Source organism: Micromonospora sp. NPDC049523, assembly GCF_040676775.1.
Lineage (GTDB): Bacteria > Actinomycetota > Actinomycetes > Mycobacteriales > Micromonosporaceae > Micromonospora_G.
In genome coordinates, this window is the sequence record NZ_JBFAPP010000021.1 from 110,788 (window position 1) to 126,002 (window position 15,215).

Genomic DNA, 15,215 nt, shown 5'->3' on the forward strand with positions numbered 1-15,215 from the left:
CTGGGTCAGCCGCTGACCCGGCCGGCGTGGATGGCCCGGACCATGTCGATGGTGTCCGCCTCGGCGGCGGTCTTGTCGTCCCGGTAGCGGATCACCCGGGCGAACCGCAACGCCATCCCGCCCGGGTACCGGGAGCTGGTCTGCACCCCGTCGAAGGCGATCTCGACCACCTGCTCGGGCCGGACCCGGACCACCCAGTCGCCCCGCTCGACCGCCAGCCCGAGGAAGCGTTCGGTCTGCCAGCGCAGCAGTTCGTCGGTGAGGCCCTTGAAGGTCTTGCCGAGCATGACGAAACCGCCGTCGTGCGGGTCGCGGGCGCCGAGGTGCAGGTTCGACAGCCAGCCCTGGCGGCGGCCGCTGCCCCACTCGACCGCGAGCACCACCAGGTCGAGCGTGTGCCGGGGCTTGACCTTGATCCAGCCGCCGCCACGCCGACCGGCCTCGTACGGCGCGTCCGGCGACTTCACCACCACTCCCTCCTGCCCGGCGTCGAGCGCGGCGGCGAACGCGTCGGCGGCGGCCAGCACACTGTCGACGGTCATCCGGCCGACGAGTTGCGGTGCGGCGACCGTGTCGGCCAGCGCCGCCCACCGCTGCCGGCCGGGCGCGTCGAGCAGGTCCGTGCCGTCGAGGTGCAGCAGGTCGAAGAAGTACGGCGTGAGCACGGTCGCGCCGGTGCTGCCGGCGGCTGCGCGTACCGCCGGGGCGGCCGGTTCCGGGCGGGCCGGCACCGGTAGCTGGGCCGGGGTGGGTGGATCGGTCGGCGCGGGTGGTGCGGCCGGGGCGGCGCCGAAGGAACGGACCGGTTCGGTCGCCGTCTGTTCGGCGGCCACCTCGGCGGAGAGCCCGGCGGTGGCGCTGCGGCGGGCGCCACGGGTGGCGGCCCGGCTGGCGGTCTCCTGGAACGGCCGGGGTCGGCCGGTGGCGTCCAGCGCGATCGCCTCGCCGTCGAGCACGAGTTCCCGGGCGGGCAGCGCGCGTACGGCGGCGACCACCTCGGGCACCCTGGCGGTGATGTCGTCGAGGCTGCGGGTGAAGACGGCGATCTCGCCGCCTGAGCGGTGCACCTGGATCCGGATGCCGTCGAGTTTGACGTCGACCACGGCCGGTGTCCCGGTCGCCCCGATGGCCTCGTCGACCGAGGGCGCGCTGGAGGCGAGCATCGGGGCGAGGGGTCGGCCGACCCGCAGGCTGATCTCACCGAGCGCGGCGGAGCCGCCGGTCAGGGCCGCCGTCGCGACCGCTTTCAGGTCGCCGGCCAGCAACAATGCCCGGCGTACGGCCGGGAGCGGCACCTGCGCGGCCTGGGCGATGGCGTCGGCCAGCAGTCCCGCCTGGGCGCCCTGGCGCAGTTCCCCGCCGAAGAGCCCGACCAGCAGTCGTTGCTCGTCGACGGTGGCGGCGCCGAAGAGCCGGCCGATCAGCTCGCGGCGGCGGGCCTGCGAACCGGGGCCGGCGACGGCGGAGATGTCGTCGATGGCCGTGTCGACGTCGGCCACGGTCAGCGACGGGTGTTCCGCCGGTGGCGGCAGGTCGCGCAGGGCGGCATAGCCGACCCCGGTCTGCCGCTGGCGCAGCTCGCCGGCCAGGTAGGCGGCGCCGGCCGGGATCTCGTCCGGGGCGAGGCCCCGCAGCGCGGCGGCCAGCAGCTCGACCTTGGCCCGTCGGGCGGAGGTCGCTGTCACGGCGGCGGAGGTGGCCGCCAGGTCGAGGAACCGCACGTCCCCAATCCTGGCAGCCCCCTCCGACAAACCGTGGGCAAAGCTAAACGGAGATCGGCTCCTCGATCCGCATGCCCCGGGCCCGTATCTCGTCGGCGACCCGGGAAAGTACGGCGTCGAGCGCGCAGAGAACGCTGGAAAGTTCGCCGAGCTGGTCCTTCAGCACTTCCTCGGACCATGCGGAGACGTTGACGTCCCCCAGAGCACTGACAGCGGCGTCGAGCCGCACAATGGCCTCGTTCGTACTCATGTTCGAAACCATACTGCACGACTCGGGACGTACGCAGCAACTTCGCCCATTCTCTGCGCGGCGCCTGACCCGATTCCCGCTGGCACGTCTCACATCACCCGCCGCACGCTTCCCACCTGCACCTTCGCGGGGTAGCGTGCCGAGTTGATCAACCCGATTCGTGGAAAGAAACCGAAACACATGACCCTCAAGCGTGTCCTGCGCGGAGTCGGAGCGGGTGTCGCGGCCCTACTGGTCGCCGGCACCCTGACCGGCGTCGCCGGTCCGGCTCAGGCGGCCGAGGCGAAGCCCGAACTCGACCTGTCATTCCAGAACGACGCCATCGTCAACAACACCCCCACGACCATCGGCACCTACATCAACAACCGTGGCGACGCTCCGGCGACCGGGGTCGTGGTGACGTTCGACGCCAGCGCGGTGGCCGACAAGGTCGACATCTCGGTGCCGGACTGGAACGAAGACTGCAAGCTGGACGGCGCGAAGATCGTCTGCCAGTACGGCAGCCTGGCGCCCGGCCAGAGCGAGACCATCTACGCGATCACCCTGGCGAGCAAGCCCCGCGTCACCCCCGGCGACGCCGGCTCGGTGCAGGTGACGATCAAGAGCACGGAAGAGGACGGCGCACCGGGCAACAACACGGTCCCGCTGCCGGTCACCATCGTGGCGTCCGGACCCGACCTGGTCGCCCTGGCCGACGACCTCGGCTCCGAAACCGACCGGGTCGGCCCCGGCGACACCGTGCCGGTGCTCGGTGCCGTACAGAACGAGGGCGACACCGCCACCACCGACATCTCGGTGAGCTGGCAGCTACCCGGCGAGGGCGCGTTCGTCGAACGGTACGACGACTGCGAGTACACGGACGTCTGGCCCGGTACCCACCCGGCGGGTTACGTGTACGGGCCGTCCTGGGTGACCTGCGTCGCGCCACTGGTGCTCCAGCCCGGCGAGACCGCCCTGCTGTTCGACCCGGCAACCGGCGAGTCTCTGTTCAACGCGACCTTCGGCAAGAACCTGCTCGGCCCGGACAGCCTGTACGGGTTCCTCCAGGTCGGTCTGGCCGACGAGGAGTCGGTCGCCCAGGCGCGGAAGCAGACCAAGGGTGGGCCGTCGTTCGCGGCGAAGCTCAGGAGCCTGACCATCCAGACCAGCAAGGCCAAGCGGGCCGCTGCCGCGCGGGAACTGGACGACTCCGACAACATCGCCGATTTCCAGCTCTGGACCAAGCCGAACACGATCGACTTCTCGGTCACCGCGGAACCGGTGACCGGCGCGGTCGGTGACGTCGTCGAGGTGCCGTACACCGTGGTCAACAACGGACCGTCGGACGGCGGTGCGGGCTGGAAGGTCGTGGCGCCGAGCGGGACCGTCCTGCTGCCGAGCGAGTGGTGCTACGAGCGCGACGCCGACGGCCACATCCTGCCCGAGTCGACCACGCAGGGTTGCAGCATCGAGAGCTTCTTCCCCTCCACCGCGTCCGGCTACGGCCGGATCAGCTCGAAGTTGCGCATCAAGATCAAGTCGACGCCGGGTACGAACGGCACGATCACCGTCGACAACTACGGACCCGCGACCGAGTCGAAGCACGACAACGACGTCGCGAAGATCGTCCTCGGTACGCCCGGCAGCAACACGCCGGGCACGGGCGACGGCGGTAGCGGCGACGGCGGTAGCGGCGACGGCGGTAGCGGCGACGGCGGTGCCGGAGCCGGTGGTGGGCTGCCGGTGACCGGTGTCCAGGCGGGGCTGCTCGGCGGCGTCGGCGGTGCCGCGCTGATCGCCGGTGCCACGCTCTTCCTGCTCGCCCGACGCCGCCGGCTGGTGCTGGTGGTGCCGAGCGAGGACGGCACCGGGAAGCTGTGACCCGGTAGAACTGCCGTGGGCCGTGGTCGGACACCTCCGACCACGGCCCACGTCGTCTTCCCGATGGCGATCAGCCCGCCGCGGCGGCCGCCTCGGCGACCTTGGCCAGCAGCAGCGTCTCGGCCAGGCAGACCCGCGCGAACTCGCCGAGGTGCAGGCTCTCGTTCGGCCCGTGCGCCCGCGCGTGCGGGTCCTCCACCCCGGTCACCAGGATCGCCGCCTGCGGGAACATCTCCTGGAAGGTGGCGATGAACGGGATCGAACCACCGACACCGATGTCGACCGGCTGGACGCCGTCCCAGGCCGACTCGAAGGCGCCCCGCGCCGCGTCGAAGTACGGCCCGGTCGCGTCGATCACGCACGGCTCGCCGTCGTGCTCGAACGTGACCACGGCCGTGGTGCCCCACGGGGCGTGCTTCTCCAGGTGCCCGCGCAGTGCGGCGTACGCCTGCTTCGGGTCGTCGCCCGGCGCCAGCCGTACGCTCAGCTTGGCCTTCGCGGCCGGGACCAGGGCGTTGGGCGCACCGACGGTCGGCGGCGCGTCGATGGCCAGGATGGCCAGCGCCGGCTTGGTCCAGATCCGGTCGGTGAGCCGCCCGGTGCCGATGAAGGTGACACCGTCGGACAGGCCGGACTCGGCCCGCAGCCGGTCCTCCGGGTAGTCGACGGTCGCGCCGACCCGGCTGACCAGCCCGTCCACCGCCACGTCGCCCGCGTCGTCGTGCAGCGTGGCGAGTAGCCGGGTCAACGCGGTCAGCGCGTCCGGGACCGCACCGCCGAACATGCCGCTGTGTACGGCGTGGTCGAGCGTACGGATCTCGACGAAACAGTTCACGATGCCGCGCAGCGACGTGGTGAGCGCCGGTACGCCGATGTCCCAGTTGCCGGAGTCGGCGATCACGATCACGTCGGAGGCGATCTCGTCGCGGTGTTCCCGGAGGAGTTGCTCCAACGAGTCGGAGCCGAACTCCTCCTCGCCCTCGATGAACAGCACCACGCCCACCGGCAGGTCGTCGCCGAACGCGCGCAGCGCGGCGATGTGCGCCATGATGCCGGCCTTGTCGTCGGCCGCGCCCCGGCCGTATAGCCGCCCGTCGCGCTCCACCGGCTCGAACGGGTCGCTCTCCCACAGGCTCAGGTCGCCGACGGGCTGGACGTCGTGGTGGGCGTAGAGCAGTGCGGTCGGCGCACCGGGCGGCGCGGCCCGCCGACCGATGACCGCCGGCTGCCCACCGGAGCGCACGATTTTTACGTCGAGCGAGCAGGCCCGCAGGAGTTCGGCGACGGCCTCGGCGGAACGTTCCACGTGTGCGTGGTCGAAGCCGTCGAACGCGATGCCGGGGATCCGGACGAGGCGCTCGAGGTCGGCCCGGACGCCCGGCAGCTCCCGCTCGATCGCGGCCCGCAACCCGGCCTCGGTGAAGATCGGTCTGGTCATGACCGGAATCGTAGGCCGACCTTACGGCCCGCTGCTCCCCGAGCCCGCAGAACCGTTCTCGGTCCCCCCGGTGGCATCGGTCCCCGTGCCCCGGCGCGGGCGTCCGGCGGCGCGGGCGGCAGCCTCGCCGGCGGCCCCCATCCAGGAACGGGCCCGGCCGGCGCCGCCGCCGACCCAGTCACCCAGGTCGGTGGCACCGTCGCCGAGCCGGCGCAAGAGCCCGACCAGCGGATCCTGGCTGCGGCCGAACGCCTCCCGGTAGGAGTCGGCCGCCGCCCGGACCTCTTCGGTCACCGACGCGTCCTGGTCGTCCGCCCGCCGCGGGTACTCACCGGCGAGCACCCGGCCGTACGCGCCGGAGTCGATCCAGTGCCGAAGCTGGGCCGCCCGCGCCACCGGCACCGGATGGGTGCTCCACGCGGTCATCCTGATCTTGTGGAAGCTGTCCCGCAGGTCGCCGCCGCCGTCGTACTCGGCCGCCTGCTCCAGGAAGGCGGTGGTGTCGATCTGCGACAGGTCCCCGCCACCGGCCATCTTCATCAGCAGCCGCAGCGCGGCGCCCGGATCCTGACCGGCGAGCAGACCGGCCCGGTCGCCGGACAGTTCCGCCTTGCGCCACCATTCGAGCATCGCCGCGATGATCGCGCGCAGGGCGATCGCCCCGACCGGCAGCCAGCTCAGGCTCGCCGCCCAGCGGGTGAGGATCGACAGGATGGTCTTGTAGACCGCGTGCCCACTGCCGACGTGGCCGAGTTCGTGGCCGAGCAGGCAGCGCAACTCGTCGTCGTCGAGCTGCTGTACGCAGGCGGAGCTGAGGGTGATGAACGGGCGGTCCAACCCGATCGCCTCGGCGTTCAGCCACGGCGACTGGGTCACGTACAGCTCGGGCAGTTCGAGCACGTCGAGCGCGCTCGCCGCCTCGGCGTACCGCTGGTAGACCCTGGGGTACTGGCGGTGGTCGACCCGGATGCCGGTGGCCAGGTGGGAGAGGCGAAAGCCGCGCTCGTTCCACATCCCGAAGAACGACCGGATCACCTCGTCGAAGCCGCGCAGTTCCCGCAGGGCGGTGAGCGCACCTCGGTCGGCGGGATGCTCCCAGGCCCGTGAGCTGATCCCGGTCAGCACCACCCGGGTACGGGCCGGGGCGCCCGCAGCGCCCTCGCCGGCTGAAGTCATCGTGGGCTCCCCGTCCGCAGTCCCTCGTCCTACCCTGCGATCGTGCCGCAGCGGTCCGTTGCCGTCCATGGGCCGGACATGCCAGTCAAGCCAATCGAACGTAGTTGATTTCCGGGTCGTACGCTGCCCCGCCGGTCGTCCCCGCCGGGTCGCCGGATCCGGTGGACGTCGGCTGGTCGGGGGCGCCGTCGACCACCAGGTCGGCGCGTTCGGCGGTGGCGTCCGCGCGGAAGTGCCGGCGCTCGCCCTGCCGCCACCGGATCAGGTACGGCAGCAGTTCCGCCCCGTCCCGGCGTAGCGCCCGGTCCAGCCGCAGCCGTGGCGACGCGGTCACGAACACCGACAGGGTCAACTCGGGCGCGATGCCGAACCGGGCACTGCTCACCCCTTCGAGGACCACCACCGGCGCGGGTGGCACGGCGACCCAGCGGGGGGTGAACTCCTCGCGTACCCAGCTGTAGCGGCGGTAGTGACCGGTCCGACCGGCGCGCAGCGGTTCGAGCACCCACTCGTCGAGTCTGGGCCAGAAGGTGAGCTGGTCGTCCCAGCCGGCCAGCAGGTCGTCGGTGTGCACCACCGGCACCGCTGAACCTCCGTCACCGGCCAGCGCCGCCGCGAGGCGATCGGCGAACAGGGTCTTGCCCGCGCCGCTCGGCCCGTCGACCGCCACCAACCGGGTACGCCCAAGACGCGCCGGCCGCCCCATGATTTGCCGGCCGAGTCCGACGTACGTCTCCACCCGCCCACCGCCCTCAGGCACCGCTATTTCACTGAATGAGTGGCTATTCACGGCCGGATAACCACTCTTCCAGTGAATTTGCAGGCTCGGGGCAGGGTGGGGTGGGGGTGGGGAGGTCAGGCGGTTGCGGGGGCGCCGGGTGGGATGAAGGGGAGGTCGGCGGGTGGGCCGCTCTCGACCAGGCGCCATAGCGCGTCCGTGTCGAGGTGTTCCTCGACCAGGTCACCGAGCAGGTCGAGGGTACGTTTCCGGGCGGCGGCGAAGGAGGTGTCCGGCGCGACCTCGAAGCCGTGCCGACCGGCCAACCGCGCCGCCTCGGCCAGGAACCGGCGGCGGAACCCGTCCGACTCGAACGCGCCGTGCCAGTGGGTGCCGAGCACCGCGCCGACGCTCGCCCCCTCCGCCCGCCCGTCGTCGTACGTGAGCAGCGGCGGCAGGTCAGGGTCGGCGCTGGAGACGTACCCGTGGTGGATCTCGTAGCCGTGCACCGGGAGCGAGCCGTAGGCCGTGCCCACCGATCGCGTCACCGTCTTGCGCGGGTCGAAGGCGACCTCGATGGGGAGCAGGTCGAGCCCGTCTACCGTCCCGCGCCGGCTCTCCACCTCGTCGTGGATGGCTCGGGAGAGCATCTGGAAGCCGCCGCAGATGCCGAGCAACGGCCGGCCGGCTCCGGCGTGCGCGAGCACCGCGTCGGCCAGGCCGGTACGCCGCAGCCACGCCAGGTCGTCCACGGTCGACTTGGTGCCGGGCAGCACCACCAGGTCGGCGGCGGCGACCTCGCTCGGCTCGACGGTGAGCCGGACCCGTACGCCGGGTTCGGTGGCGAGCGCTTCCAGGTCGGTGGCGTTGGAAATCCGGGGCAGCCGGATCACCGCCACGTCCAGCCATTCGGTGCCGCGCGGTGGTGCCGGCCGACCGAGCAGCCGGTCGTACGCGAGCGAGTCCTCGGCGTCGAGCCACAGGTCACGGTCCCAGGGCAGCACCCCGTACGTGGGGCGGCCGGTGACCCGACCGAGCATGTCGATGCCGGGCTGGAGGAGTCCGAGGTCCCCCCGGAACTTGTTGATCACGAACCCGGCGACGAGTGCCTGGTCGGCCGGGTCGAGCAGGGCGACGGTGCCGAACAGCGAGGCGAAGACCCCGCCCCGGTCGATGTCGGCTACCACGATGGTGGGAAGTGCGGCGTGCCGGGCCAGGCCCATGTTGACGTAGTCGGTGTCCCGCAGGTTGATCTCGGCGGGGCTGCCGGCGCCCTCGCAGATCACCACGTCGTACTCGGCACGCAGTTCGGCCAGGGCGGCGAAGGCGGTCCGGGCCAGCCGGGGCCGCAGCGCCCGGAAGTTCGTCGCCGTGATCGAGGCGGTCCCGGCCCGCTCGGCGGCGCCCCCGTCCGGCTCGCGCAGCGCCTCACCGAGCAGGACGACCTGACTGGACAGGTCGCTGCCGGGCTTCAGCAGCACCGGGTTGAACCGCAGATCGGGCGGGAGCCCGCAGGCGGCCGCCTGCATGGCCTGGGCCCGGCCGATCTCCCCGCCCCGACCGTCCGGCCCGACCACCACGGCCGAGTTGTTGGACATGTTCTGCGCCTTGAACGGGGCGACGTTGACCCCCTGGCGGCGCAGCCACCGGCAGATGCCAGCGGTCAGCACGCTCTTGCCCGCGTCCGAGGTGGTGCCGGCGACGAGCAGCCCGCCGCTCATCCCCGCCTCCGCAGCGTCCGCCCGAGACCACGCAGCACGGCCCGTCGGGGTCGGGCGGTGATCGCGTACGCCACGGCGACGCCGAGCGCACCGAGCCCGACGCTGCCGGAGAGCTTGGCCGCCCGACGGATGTGCCGCGCCTCGGGCCGTGGGCCGTCACCGAGGAAGGGCCGCACCTCGGAGCGCCCGAAGTAGACGTTGCGCCCGCCGAGGCGTACGCCGAGCGCACCGGCCATCGCGGACTCGCACTGCCCGGCGTTGGGGCTGGGGTGGTCGTTGCGGTCCCGGCGCCAGACCCGCCAGGCCCGTGCCCGGTCCCCGCGTACGGAGGGTGCGGCGGCGATGGTGAGCAGCGCGGTCAGCCGGGAGGGCACCAGGTTGAGCAGGTCGTCGAGGCGGGCGGCGGCGGTGCCGAAGCGCTCGTAGCGGGGCGAGCGGTGCCCCACCATCGCGTCCAGGGTGTTGACCGCCCGGTAGCCGATCAGTCCGGGCAGGCCGGCGACGGCGCCCCAGACCAGCGGCGCGACCACGGCGTCGGAGGTGTTCTCCGCGACCGACTCGACGGTGGCGCGGGCCAGTTCGCCTTCGTCCAGCGCCGACGGGTCCCGCCCGCAGAGGTGGCTGAGCCGCTCCCGGGCCGCCGGCAGGTCGCCCTTGCGCAGCGTCTTGCCCATCACCTTCGCCTCGTGCCGCAGGGTCTGCCCGCCGAGCACGGTCCAGGTGCCGGCCGCGACCAGGGCCGCGCGGGCCACCGGCCGGTGCCGGGTGGCGGTCGCGGCGGCCACCGCGACAAGCACGGGTACGCCCACCGCCAACGCCGCGTACGCCGTACCGGCCGAGCGGTTCGGCTGGTAGAGCCGGCGTTCCAGGGCGGCGGCGGCCTGCCCGAATCCGGCGACCGGGTGCAGCCGGCGGGGGTCACCGAGCAGCGCGTCGAGGGCGTAGCCGGCGGCGAGCCCGGCCGCGTTGGCGGTGCCGCTGCCCACCCATGACCCCCTCGCGCGCACGCTGCCCCCGGGCGCCCTAGTGCCCCGCCGCCCGCTCCCACGATCGATCGCCGTCGCCCGCACCCCGACCACCCCCCCGGCCGGCAGCCTAGTAAGTCGCCCCAGGCCCGACGCGACGGGGCGCCCCACCGATCTCCTCGACGATCTTGCACTTGTGGCGCCCAGGATAGGGCATTCATCCGGATTTGCATGCCACCACAAGTGCAAGATCGTCGCGCTACCCGGGGGTGCGGGGAAGGGTTTCGAGGGCGTGGAGGACTGCGGCCATGTCTTTGGCGGCGTGTCCGGCTTCGGCTGTCGCGGTGTAGAGGGTCTGGCAGACGTCGAGTAGGGGGGAGGCGATGCCGGCCTGTTCGGCGGCTTGGACGATCAGCCTGTTGTTGTAGAGCACGTCGCGGATCGAGGCCTGCACCTCGAAGTCGCGATCGAGCAGCTTGCGGCCCTTCGTACGGGAAACCGTGCTCGCCATCGGTCCGGCGTCGACTGCCGTCAGCAGTGTCGCCCGGTCCAGCCCGTGCCGCTCGGCGAAGTGGAACGCCTCGGCCAACCCGGTCACCATGCTGATCAGGAACGTGTTGACGGCCAGCTTCATCAGCAGCGCACCGGGAACCGGGCCGCACCGCAGGATCTCGTGGCACATGGGACGCAGCAGGGTCGCCACGTGTTCGAGGTCCGGTTCGTCGCCGGCCAGCATGGCGACCAGGCGGCCGGCCTCGGCGGGCCCGCGCGACCCGGAGACCGGCGCCTCCACGTACGCCCCACCCGCGGCCCGGATGTCGGCGGCGAGTCCACGCGAATACTCGGGCTCGGTGGTGCCCATGTGCACCACCGTCCGCCCGGCCACCTGCCGGGCGAGACTGTCGGTGCCCCGGCCCAGCACATGGTCGATCGCGGCGCCGTTCGCCAGCATGACGATCACGGTCTCGGCCTTCGTGAAGACCTCTTCCGGGCTGCCGGCCACGGCGGAGCCGGCCGCACGCAGGGGCCGGCTCCGGTCCGGGGTGCGGTTCCATACGACCAGGTCGACGCCGGCACGAGCCAGGTTGAGTGCCATCGGTTGGCCCATGATCCCGAGGCCGAGAAATCCCACAGTCACCCGGTGAACGTTACGGAGCAACCGGCGCAGTGGCCGCAGCCAATCGCACGATGTTGGCCTGCCCGGGCCGTCATAACGGGTCCCGAGCGGTTACCCGACGAGCAGGATCACGCTGATCGCCAGCATCACCACGGCGGTGGCCCCGTGGACGCCGTAGACGGCCGCCCTGGGCCCCTTGCTGCGCAGCACGATCAGCGCGTCGCCGAGGGGTATGCCGGTGGCGGCGAGCATGAACCAGCCCAACAGGTGGGGTGTCGCTCCAGCCAGCAGGATGAAGATGAACAGCCCCGAGGCGATGTCGCGTACGGCCTTGACGGATAGCCAGGATCGGAAGTTCGGGTCCTCGGTCCGTGTGCCGGGGATGCCGAAACCAGCTGCGGCCTGCGGTGCCCATAAGGCGCGTGCGCCGACGAAGATGATGCCCGCACCGATCAGTCCGGCGAGCACGCTGGCGACGTTGATGAGCATGGCTTGGAACCCCTCTCGACAGCGACACCGCAGCGATTTCTAGCGGCGCTAGTGGTGATAGCGACGATAGCTCTAGCCTCGACAGGATGTCTAGTGGCGCTAGGATGTAGTCATGTCTGCGATCAACGAGCGCCGTGAACGTGAGCGCGCCCACCGCCATCAGCTGATCGTCACCGCTGCGCGGGAACTCGCGGAAGCCGAAGGCTGGGAGGCAGTGACGACGCGCCGGCTGGCCGAACGCGTCGAGTACAGCCAGCCGGTGCTGTACAGCCACTTCAACGGCAAGGACGCCATCGTGAGCGCGGTCGCCCTGGACGGCTTCGGCGAACTCGCCGCCCACCTGCGCGGCGCGCGACAGGCGGCCCCCGAGCCGGGGCAGGCCCTGCGCGCCCTCTGCCGCGCCTACCTGGAGTTCGCGACCGAGCGGCCCGCCCTGTACCAGGCCATGTTCGTCATGCCCACCGATCTGAAGTTCGCGAGCACCGAGACACCACCCCCGCTACGGGCCGCCTTCGACGAGTTCGTCAGCTGCTTCCGTCCGGACAACGAGCGGCGCGAACTATTCGCCGAAGTCACCTGGAGCGCGTTGCACGGCATGGCCGTCCTGTCCGACAGCGGTCGCATCCCTGCGGACGGCCAGGAAGAACGGCTCGATTTCCTCGTTACCCAGATCGCCGACACCCCCAACGGGGCGCCCAAGGGCAGCAGAGCCACGACTGGGCCCCTTCCAGCCTGACGACGCCGGTCACGGCAGGCCAGAGAAGTCAGTGGGGTACGGGCAGTGCCGTCAGGTGGGCGGCTGCGGTGATTCGGGCGACGGCGTCGGCGAGCTGGTGTTGCTCGTCGGGGGGCAGTGCACTGGTGATCTCGGGCATGCGTTTGGCGACGTCGGCGTAGAGCGCGCCGACGATCTCCTCCCCGAGCGCGGTGGTGCTGAGTGTGACCGCCCGCCGGTCGCGCTGGAGTGTTTCCCTCTGCACGAGCCCGCGACGTTCGATGCGCTCGACAAGGCCACTGAGGGCATTCTTGGCAACGCCGAGCAGCTGTGCGAGTTCGCCCATGCCTCGCGGCTGGTCCTTGATCGCGCACAGGAGGGTGGCCTGGACCGAGGTGAGGTCGTGGTCGGCGCAGATCTGCGCGTATCGACGCTGCACCAGGACGGACAGCCAGACAAGGTTGTTTCCGAAGCCGTCGTTCTCTGCCACCGGCGCACCCATCCTTCCTTCGCTGTGTGTCAGCTTACCTTGCGAAAGTTCACGTCAGGAACTACTTTTAGTTCACGGCAGGAACTATCGCCGGGATCGCCGATGGCGACGATCGACGGAGCCGCCCGTCACCGAGTACCGGGACGAGCGCCCTCCACGATTTCGGCACGGGCGCGCGAAGAGAGAAGGACTCATGGACACACAGCCAGCTGGCACGATCGCCGTCTTCGGCGGCACGGGCAAACAGGGCGGATCGGTCATCGACTCGATCCTGTCCCGCGGTGCGCACGTACGCGCCCTCGTTCGCAGCCCGGAGTCTGACCGGGCGCAGGCGCTCGCCGATCGCGGAGTCGAACTCGCGCGAGTCGAGATCGGCGACGCCACATCGCTGTCGGGCGCGCTCCAGGGGGTGGACGCCTTCTTCTTCATGACCACCCCCGGGGGCCACACCCTCGCCGACATCGAGCGCGAGACGCGGCAGGGCATCAACCTCGTCGACGCGGCGGCCGCGGCGGCCGTGCCGCACGTCGTGTTCAGCTCGGTCGGCGGAGCTGAACGTGACTCGGGCGTGCCGCACTTCGAGTCGAAGCGCCGCGTGGAGGAGCACCTCCAACAGTCCGGCCTGCGGGCGACGTTGGTCCGCCCGGTCGCCTTCATGGACAACTTCACGTATATGGGGCCGAGCGTCGAGAACGGCGAGATCGTGCTGCGTATGCCGCTGCCCGATCACATCCCGCTACAACTGATTGCCGTCCGGGACATCGGCCAGATCAGTGCCTCGTTCCTGCTCGGGGCCGCGAAGGCGCCTGACGGCGCCATCGAGATCGCCGGCGACGAGCGCACCGGCAGCCAGATCGCCGCCGCGTTCGGCGAGTACGCCGGGCTCCCAGCACGGTATGAAGCCCTACCCCTGCAGGTACTCGGAGACAATCCGGATATGCAGGCGATGTTCCGCTGGTTCGCAGAGACGCCGGCCTACCGGGCCGACATCGGAGCGGTGAAAGCGATCGCGCCGAGTGCGTGGGACCTGCCCACGTGGCTCCGCTCCGGCGACTGGACGCTGCCGACCCCGGGCCGGTGACAACCGCGTCGTAGCGGGGCAGGACCAGGGACCTCGGTGCCCGGTCGAGATCGGCTCAGTGCTCGGGGCCCAGGTGGCTGCGTTCACCCTCGTGGTCGAGGATGCAGAGGATCTCGGCCGGCCCGCCGTACGCGCCGAACGCGTGCGGGACCATGCAGGAGAACTCGGCCGCCTCGTTCGCCCCGACCAGGATCGTCCGCTCGCCGAGGCGCAGCAGAATCGTGCCGGAGAGCACGGTGAGCCAGTCACGCCCCGGATGCACCCGCAGCTCTTCCGGCACCTCGCGGGTGACCCGCATCTTGGCGACGGTCTGATTGCTGTCCCGGGACAGCAGCCAGGTGGTGATGCCGCGCTCCTCGTTGCAGTACGGGCGGATCACCACGTCGTCGTCGGCGTCCGACTCGACCAGTTGATCAAGCGTGGTGTCCAGCGCGCGGGCGAGCGCGGCAAGCTGGTCCAGGGCGATCCGCCGGTGACCGGTCTCGATCCGGCTGAGCGTGGACGGGCTGAGCAGGCAGCGGCTGGCCAGTTCGTCCAGCGACCAGCCTCGGGCCACCCGCAGGCCACGGATCCGCTGCCGAACCAGGGCCTCCAGGTCCTTGTCTTGCTTCATACGCAAGACACTATGCCGAAAGCGCAGTACGCGGCTACCGTCGACGCATGGCACACGACCACCTGATCGAAATGCTCGACCTAGACGCCGAGGTCCTGCACGAATACCATCGCGACCTGATCGGCTGGGTCGGCCGCGAGGCCGCCGACCGGCCCCGCATCGTCGACATCGGCGCCGGCAGCGGCACCGGCTCACTCGCCCTCGCCCGGGAGCTGCCCGGATCCGAGGTCACCGCGGTCGACGTGTCCCCGGAGATGCTGGCCCACCTGCGCAGCCGGGCCGACGCCGCCGGGCTGGGTGGGCGGATCCGTACCGTCGAGGCCGACCTCGACCAGCCCTGGCCCGACCTCGGACCGACCGACGTGATCTGGGCCGCCGCCTCGATGCACCACATGGCCGACCCCGGCCACGCGCTCGCATCGGCGTACGGCGCGCTGCGGCCCGGCGGGCTGCTGGTGATCGCCGAACTGGACTCGTTCCCGCACTTCCTGGCCGGCACGCCCGACGAGGACGTGGAGGAGCGCGGTCACGCCGAGGCGGCGAAACGGCGGCACGAGGCGGGCCTGCACATGCACGAGAACTGGGGCGAGCGGATCAGCCAGGCCGGATTCACGGCGGTGACCGAGCGACACTTCGACATCGACCTCCGGCCGCCCCTGCCCGCAGCCGCCGCGCGCTACGCCGAGGTCTCCCTGCTCCGGATGCGCCACGGGCTCCAGGAGCGGCTGTCGGCGTCCGATCTCGCCGCCCTGGACAAGGTTGTCGCTGGCCTGGGCGGCCGTGACGATCTCAGCGTACGCACCGAGCGGACAGTCTGGCTGGCCCGCCGCTAGCCCTTGATGAACGCCGGACGGCCGGCCA

At 71.5% G+C, this 15,215-nt stretch carries 15 protein-coding genes; 4 read left to right on the forward strand and 11 right to left on the reverse strand.

The window, feature by feature from the left end; all coding sequences use genetic code 11:
* Nucleotides 1–5: 5 nt before the first annotated feature.
* The gene (locus tag AB0J90_RS27890) at nt 6–1,721 is read right to left on the reverse strand and encodes an ATP-dependent DNA ligase (RefSeq protein ID WP_363600757.1); all 1,716 of its coding nucleotides are present in this window, start codon (nt 1,719–1,721) and stop codon (nt 6–8) included.
* A gap of 43 nt (nt 1,722–1,764) precedes the next feature.
* Nucleotides 1,765–1,971 carry a hypothetical protein gene (locus AB0J90_RS27895; RefSeq protein ID WP_326556122.1) on the reverse strand — a complete coding sequence of 69 codons (207 nt, stop codon included), beginning with the start codon at nt 1,969–1,971 and terminating at the stop codon, nt 1,765–1,767.
* Nucleotides 1,972–2,151: 180 nt separating this feature from the next.
* On the opposite strand from AB0J90_RS27895, the gene AB0J90_RS27900 reads away from it, so the two are divergent.
* A complete protein-coding gene (locus AB0J90_RS27900; RefSeq protein ID WP_363600759.1) occupies nt 2,152–3,831 on the forward strand; it encodes a peptidase in 1,680 nt (559 codons plus the stop codon).
* Nucleotides 3,832–3,901: 70 nt separating this feature from the next.
* Here the strand turns inward: AB0J90_RS27900 and AB0J90_RS27905 are convergent, their stop codons facing one another.
* The 7 genes from AB0J90_RS27905 to AB0J90_RS27935 form a co-directional block, all read right to left on the reverse strand.
* The gene (locus tag AB0J90_RS27905; RefSeq protein WP_363600761.1) at nt 3,902–5,269 is read right to left on the reverse strand and encodes a dipeptidase; all 1,368 of its coding nucleotides are present in this window, start codon (nt 5,267–5,269) and stop codon (nt 3,902–3,904) included.
* A gap of 21 nt (nt 5,270–5,290) precedes the next feature.
* Nucleotides 5,291–6,445, reverse strand: coding sequence for a M48 family metallopeptidase (locus AB0J90_RS27910; RefSeq protein ID WP_363600763.1), 1,155 nt, complete (start codon nt 6,443–6,445; stop codon nt 5,291–5,293).
* Between the two features lie 85 nt (nt 6,446–6,530).
* Entirely contained in the window at nt 6,531–7,151 is a 621-nt protein-coding gene (locus tag AB0J90_RS27915) for a hypothetical protein (protein WP_363600833.1), read from the reverse strand.
* 149 nt (nt 7,152–7,300) lie between these two features.
* Nucleotides 7,301–8,884, reverse strand: coding sequence for a cobyric acid synthase (locus tag AB0J90_RS27920; RefSeq protein WP_363600765.1), 1,584 nt, complete (start codon nt 8,882–8,884; stop codon nt 7,301–7,303).
* Nucleotides 8,881–9,870, reverse strand: a complete 990-nt coding sequence (locus tag AB0J90_RS27925) for a cobalamin biosynthesis protein (RefSeq protein ID WP_363600767.1) — start codon at nt 9,868–9,870, stop codon at nt 8,881–8,883. Before AB0J90_RS27925 ends, AB0J90_RS27920 begins: the two co-directional genes overlap by 4 nt.
* A 238-nt stretch (nt 9,871–10,108) precedes the next feature.
* Nucleotides 10,109–11,026: an NAD(P)-dependent oxidoreductase gene (locus tag AB0J90_RS27930; protein ID WP_363600835.1), complete on the reverse strand. Its 918-nt coding sequence runs from the start codon at nt 11,024–11,026 to the stop codon at nt 10,109–10,111.
* Nucleotides 11,027–11,077: 51 nt separating this feature from the next.
* Nucleotides 11,078–11,455, reverse strand: coding sequence for a DUF4267 domain-containing protein (locus AB0J90_RS27935; RefSeq protein ID WP_363600769.1), 378 nt, complete (start codon nt 11,453–11,455; stop codon nt 11,078–11,080).
* 112 nt (nt 11,456–11,567) lie between these two features.
* On the opposite strand from AB0J90_RS27935, the gene AB0J90_RS27940 reads away from it, so the two are divergent.
* Nucleotides 11,568–12,191 (forward strand): TetR/AcrR family transcriptional regulator, encoded by a 624-nt coding sequence (locus tag AB0J90_RS27940; RefSeq protein ID WP_363600771.1) that lies wholly within the window; start codon nt 11,568–11,570, stop codon nt 12,189–12,191.
* A gap of 28 nt (nt 12,192–12,219) precedes the next feature.
* Here the strand turns inward: AB0J90_RS27940 and AB0J90_RS27945 are convergent, their stop codons facing one another.
* On the reverse strand, nt 12,220–12,660 hold the full coding sequence (locus tag AB0J90_RS27945) for a MarR family transcriptional regulator (protein WP_363600773.1): 441 nt from the start codon (nt 12,658–12,660) through the stop codon (nt 12,220–12,222).
* A 193-nt stretch (nt 12,661–12,853) separates the two neighbouring features.
* On the opposite strand from AB0J90_RS27945, the gene AB0J90_RS27950 reads away from it, so the two are divergent.
* Complete coding sequence (locus AB0J90_RS27950) at nt 12,854–13,741, forward strand: NmrA/HSCARG family protein (protein ID WP_363600775.1); 888 nt, start codon at nt 12,854–12,856, stop codon at nt 13,739–13,741.
* A 55-nt stretch (nt 13,742–13,796) separates the two neighbouring features.
* On the opposite strand, the gene AB0J90_RS27955 is transcribed toward AB0J90_RS27950, so the two are convergent.
* Nucleotides 13,797–14,354 (reverse strand): XRE family transcriptional regulator, encoded by a 558-nt coding sequence (locus tag AB0J90_RS27955; RefSeq protein WP_363600777.1) that lies wholly within the window; start codon nt 14,352–14,354, stop codon nt 13,797–13,799.
* Between the two features lie 47 nt (nt 14,355–14,401).
* Here AB0J90_RS27955 and AB0J90_RS27960 point away from each other — a divergent pair, with 47 nt between their 5' ends.
* Nucleotides 14,402–15,187: a class I SAM-dependent methyltransferase gene (locus tag AB0J90_RS27960; RefSeq protein WP_363600779.1), complete on the forward strand. Its 786-nt coding sequence runs from the start codon at nt 14,402–14,404 to the stop codon at nt 15,185–15,187.
* Nucleotides 15,188–15,215: the final 28 nt, after the last annotated feature.

Bases quoted from the DNA above. Each gene is read 5' to 3' on its own strand.
- AB0J90_RS27900 (WP_363600759.1), top strand. From the start codon at position 2,152: ATGACCCTCAAGCGTGTCCTGCGCGGAGTCGGAGCGGGTGTCGCGGCC.
- AB0J90_RS27895 (WP_326556122.1), bottom strand. From the start codon at position 1,971: ATGAGTACGAACGAGGCCATTGTGCGGCTCGACGCCGCTGTCAGTGCT.
- AB0J90_RS27940 (WP_363600771.1), top strand. From the start codon at position 11,568: ATGTCTGCGATCAACGAGCGCCGTGAACGTGAGCGCGCCCACCGCCAT.
- AB0J90_RS27920 (WP_363600765.1), bottom strand. From the start codon at position 8,884: ATGAGCGGCGGGCTGCTCGTCGCCGGCACCACCTCGGACGCGGGCAAG.
- AB0J90_RS27915 (WP_363600833.1), bottom strand. From the start codon at position 7,151: ATGGGGCGGCCGGCGCGTCTTGGGCGTACCCGGTTGGTGGCGGTCGAC.
- AB0J90_RS27935 (WP_363600769.1), bottom strand. From the start codon at position 11,455: ATGCTCATCAACGTCGCCAGCGTGCTCGCCGGACTGATCGGTGCGGGC.
- AB0J90_RS27910 (WP_363600763.1), bottom strand. From the start codon at position 6,445: ATGACTTCAGCCGGCGAGGGCGCTGCGGGCGCCCCGGCCCGTACCCGG.
- AB0J90_RS27955 (WP_363600777.1), bottom strand. From the start codon at position 14,354: ATGAAGCAAGACAAGGACCTGGAGGCCCTGGTTCGGCAGCGGATCCGT.
- AB0J90_RS27905 (WP_363600761.1), bottom strand. From the start codon at position 5,269: ATGACCAGACCGATCTTCACCGAGGCCGGGTTGCGGGCCGCGATCGAG.
- AB0J90_RS27950 (WP_363600775.1), top strand. From the start codon at position 12,854: ATGGACACACAGCCAGCTGGCACGATCGCCGTCTTCGGCGGCACGGGC.
- AB0J90_RS27960 (WP_363600779.1), top strand. From the start codon at position 14,402: ATGGCACACGACCACCTGATCGAAATGCTCGACCTAGACGCCGAGGTC.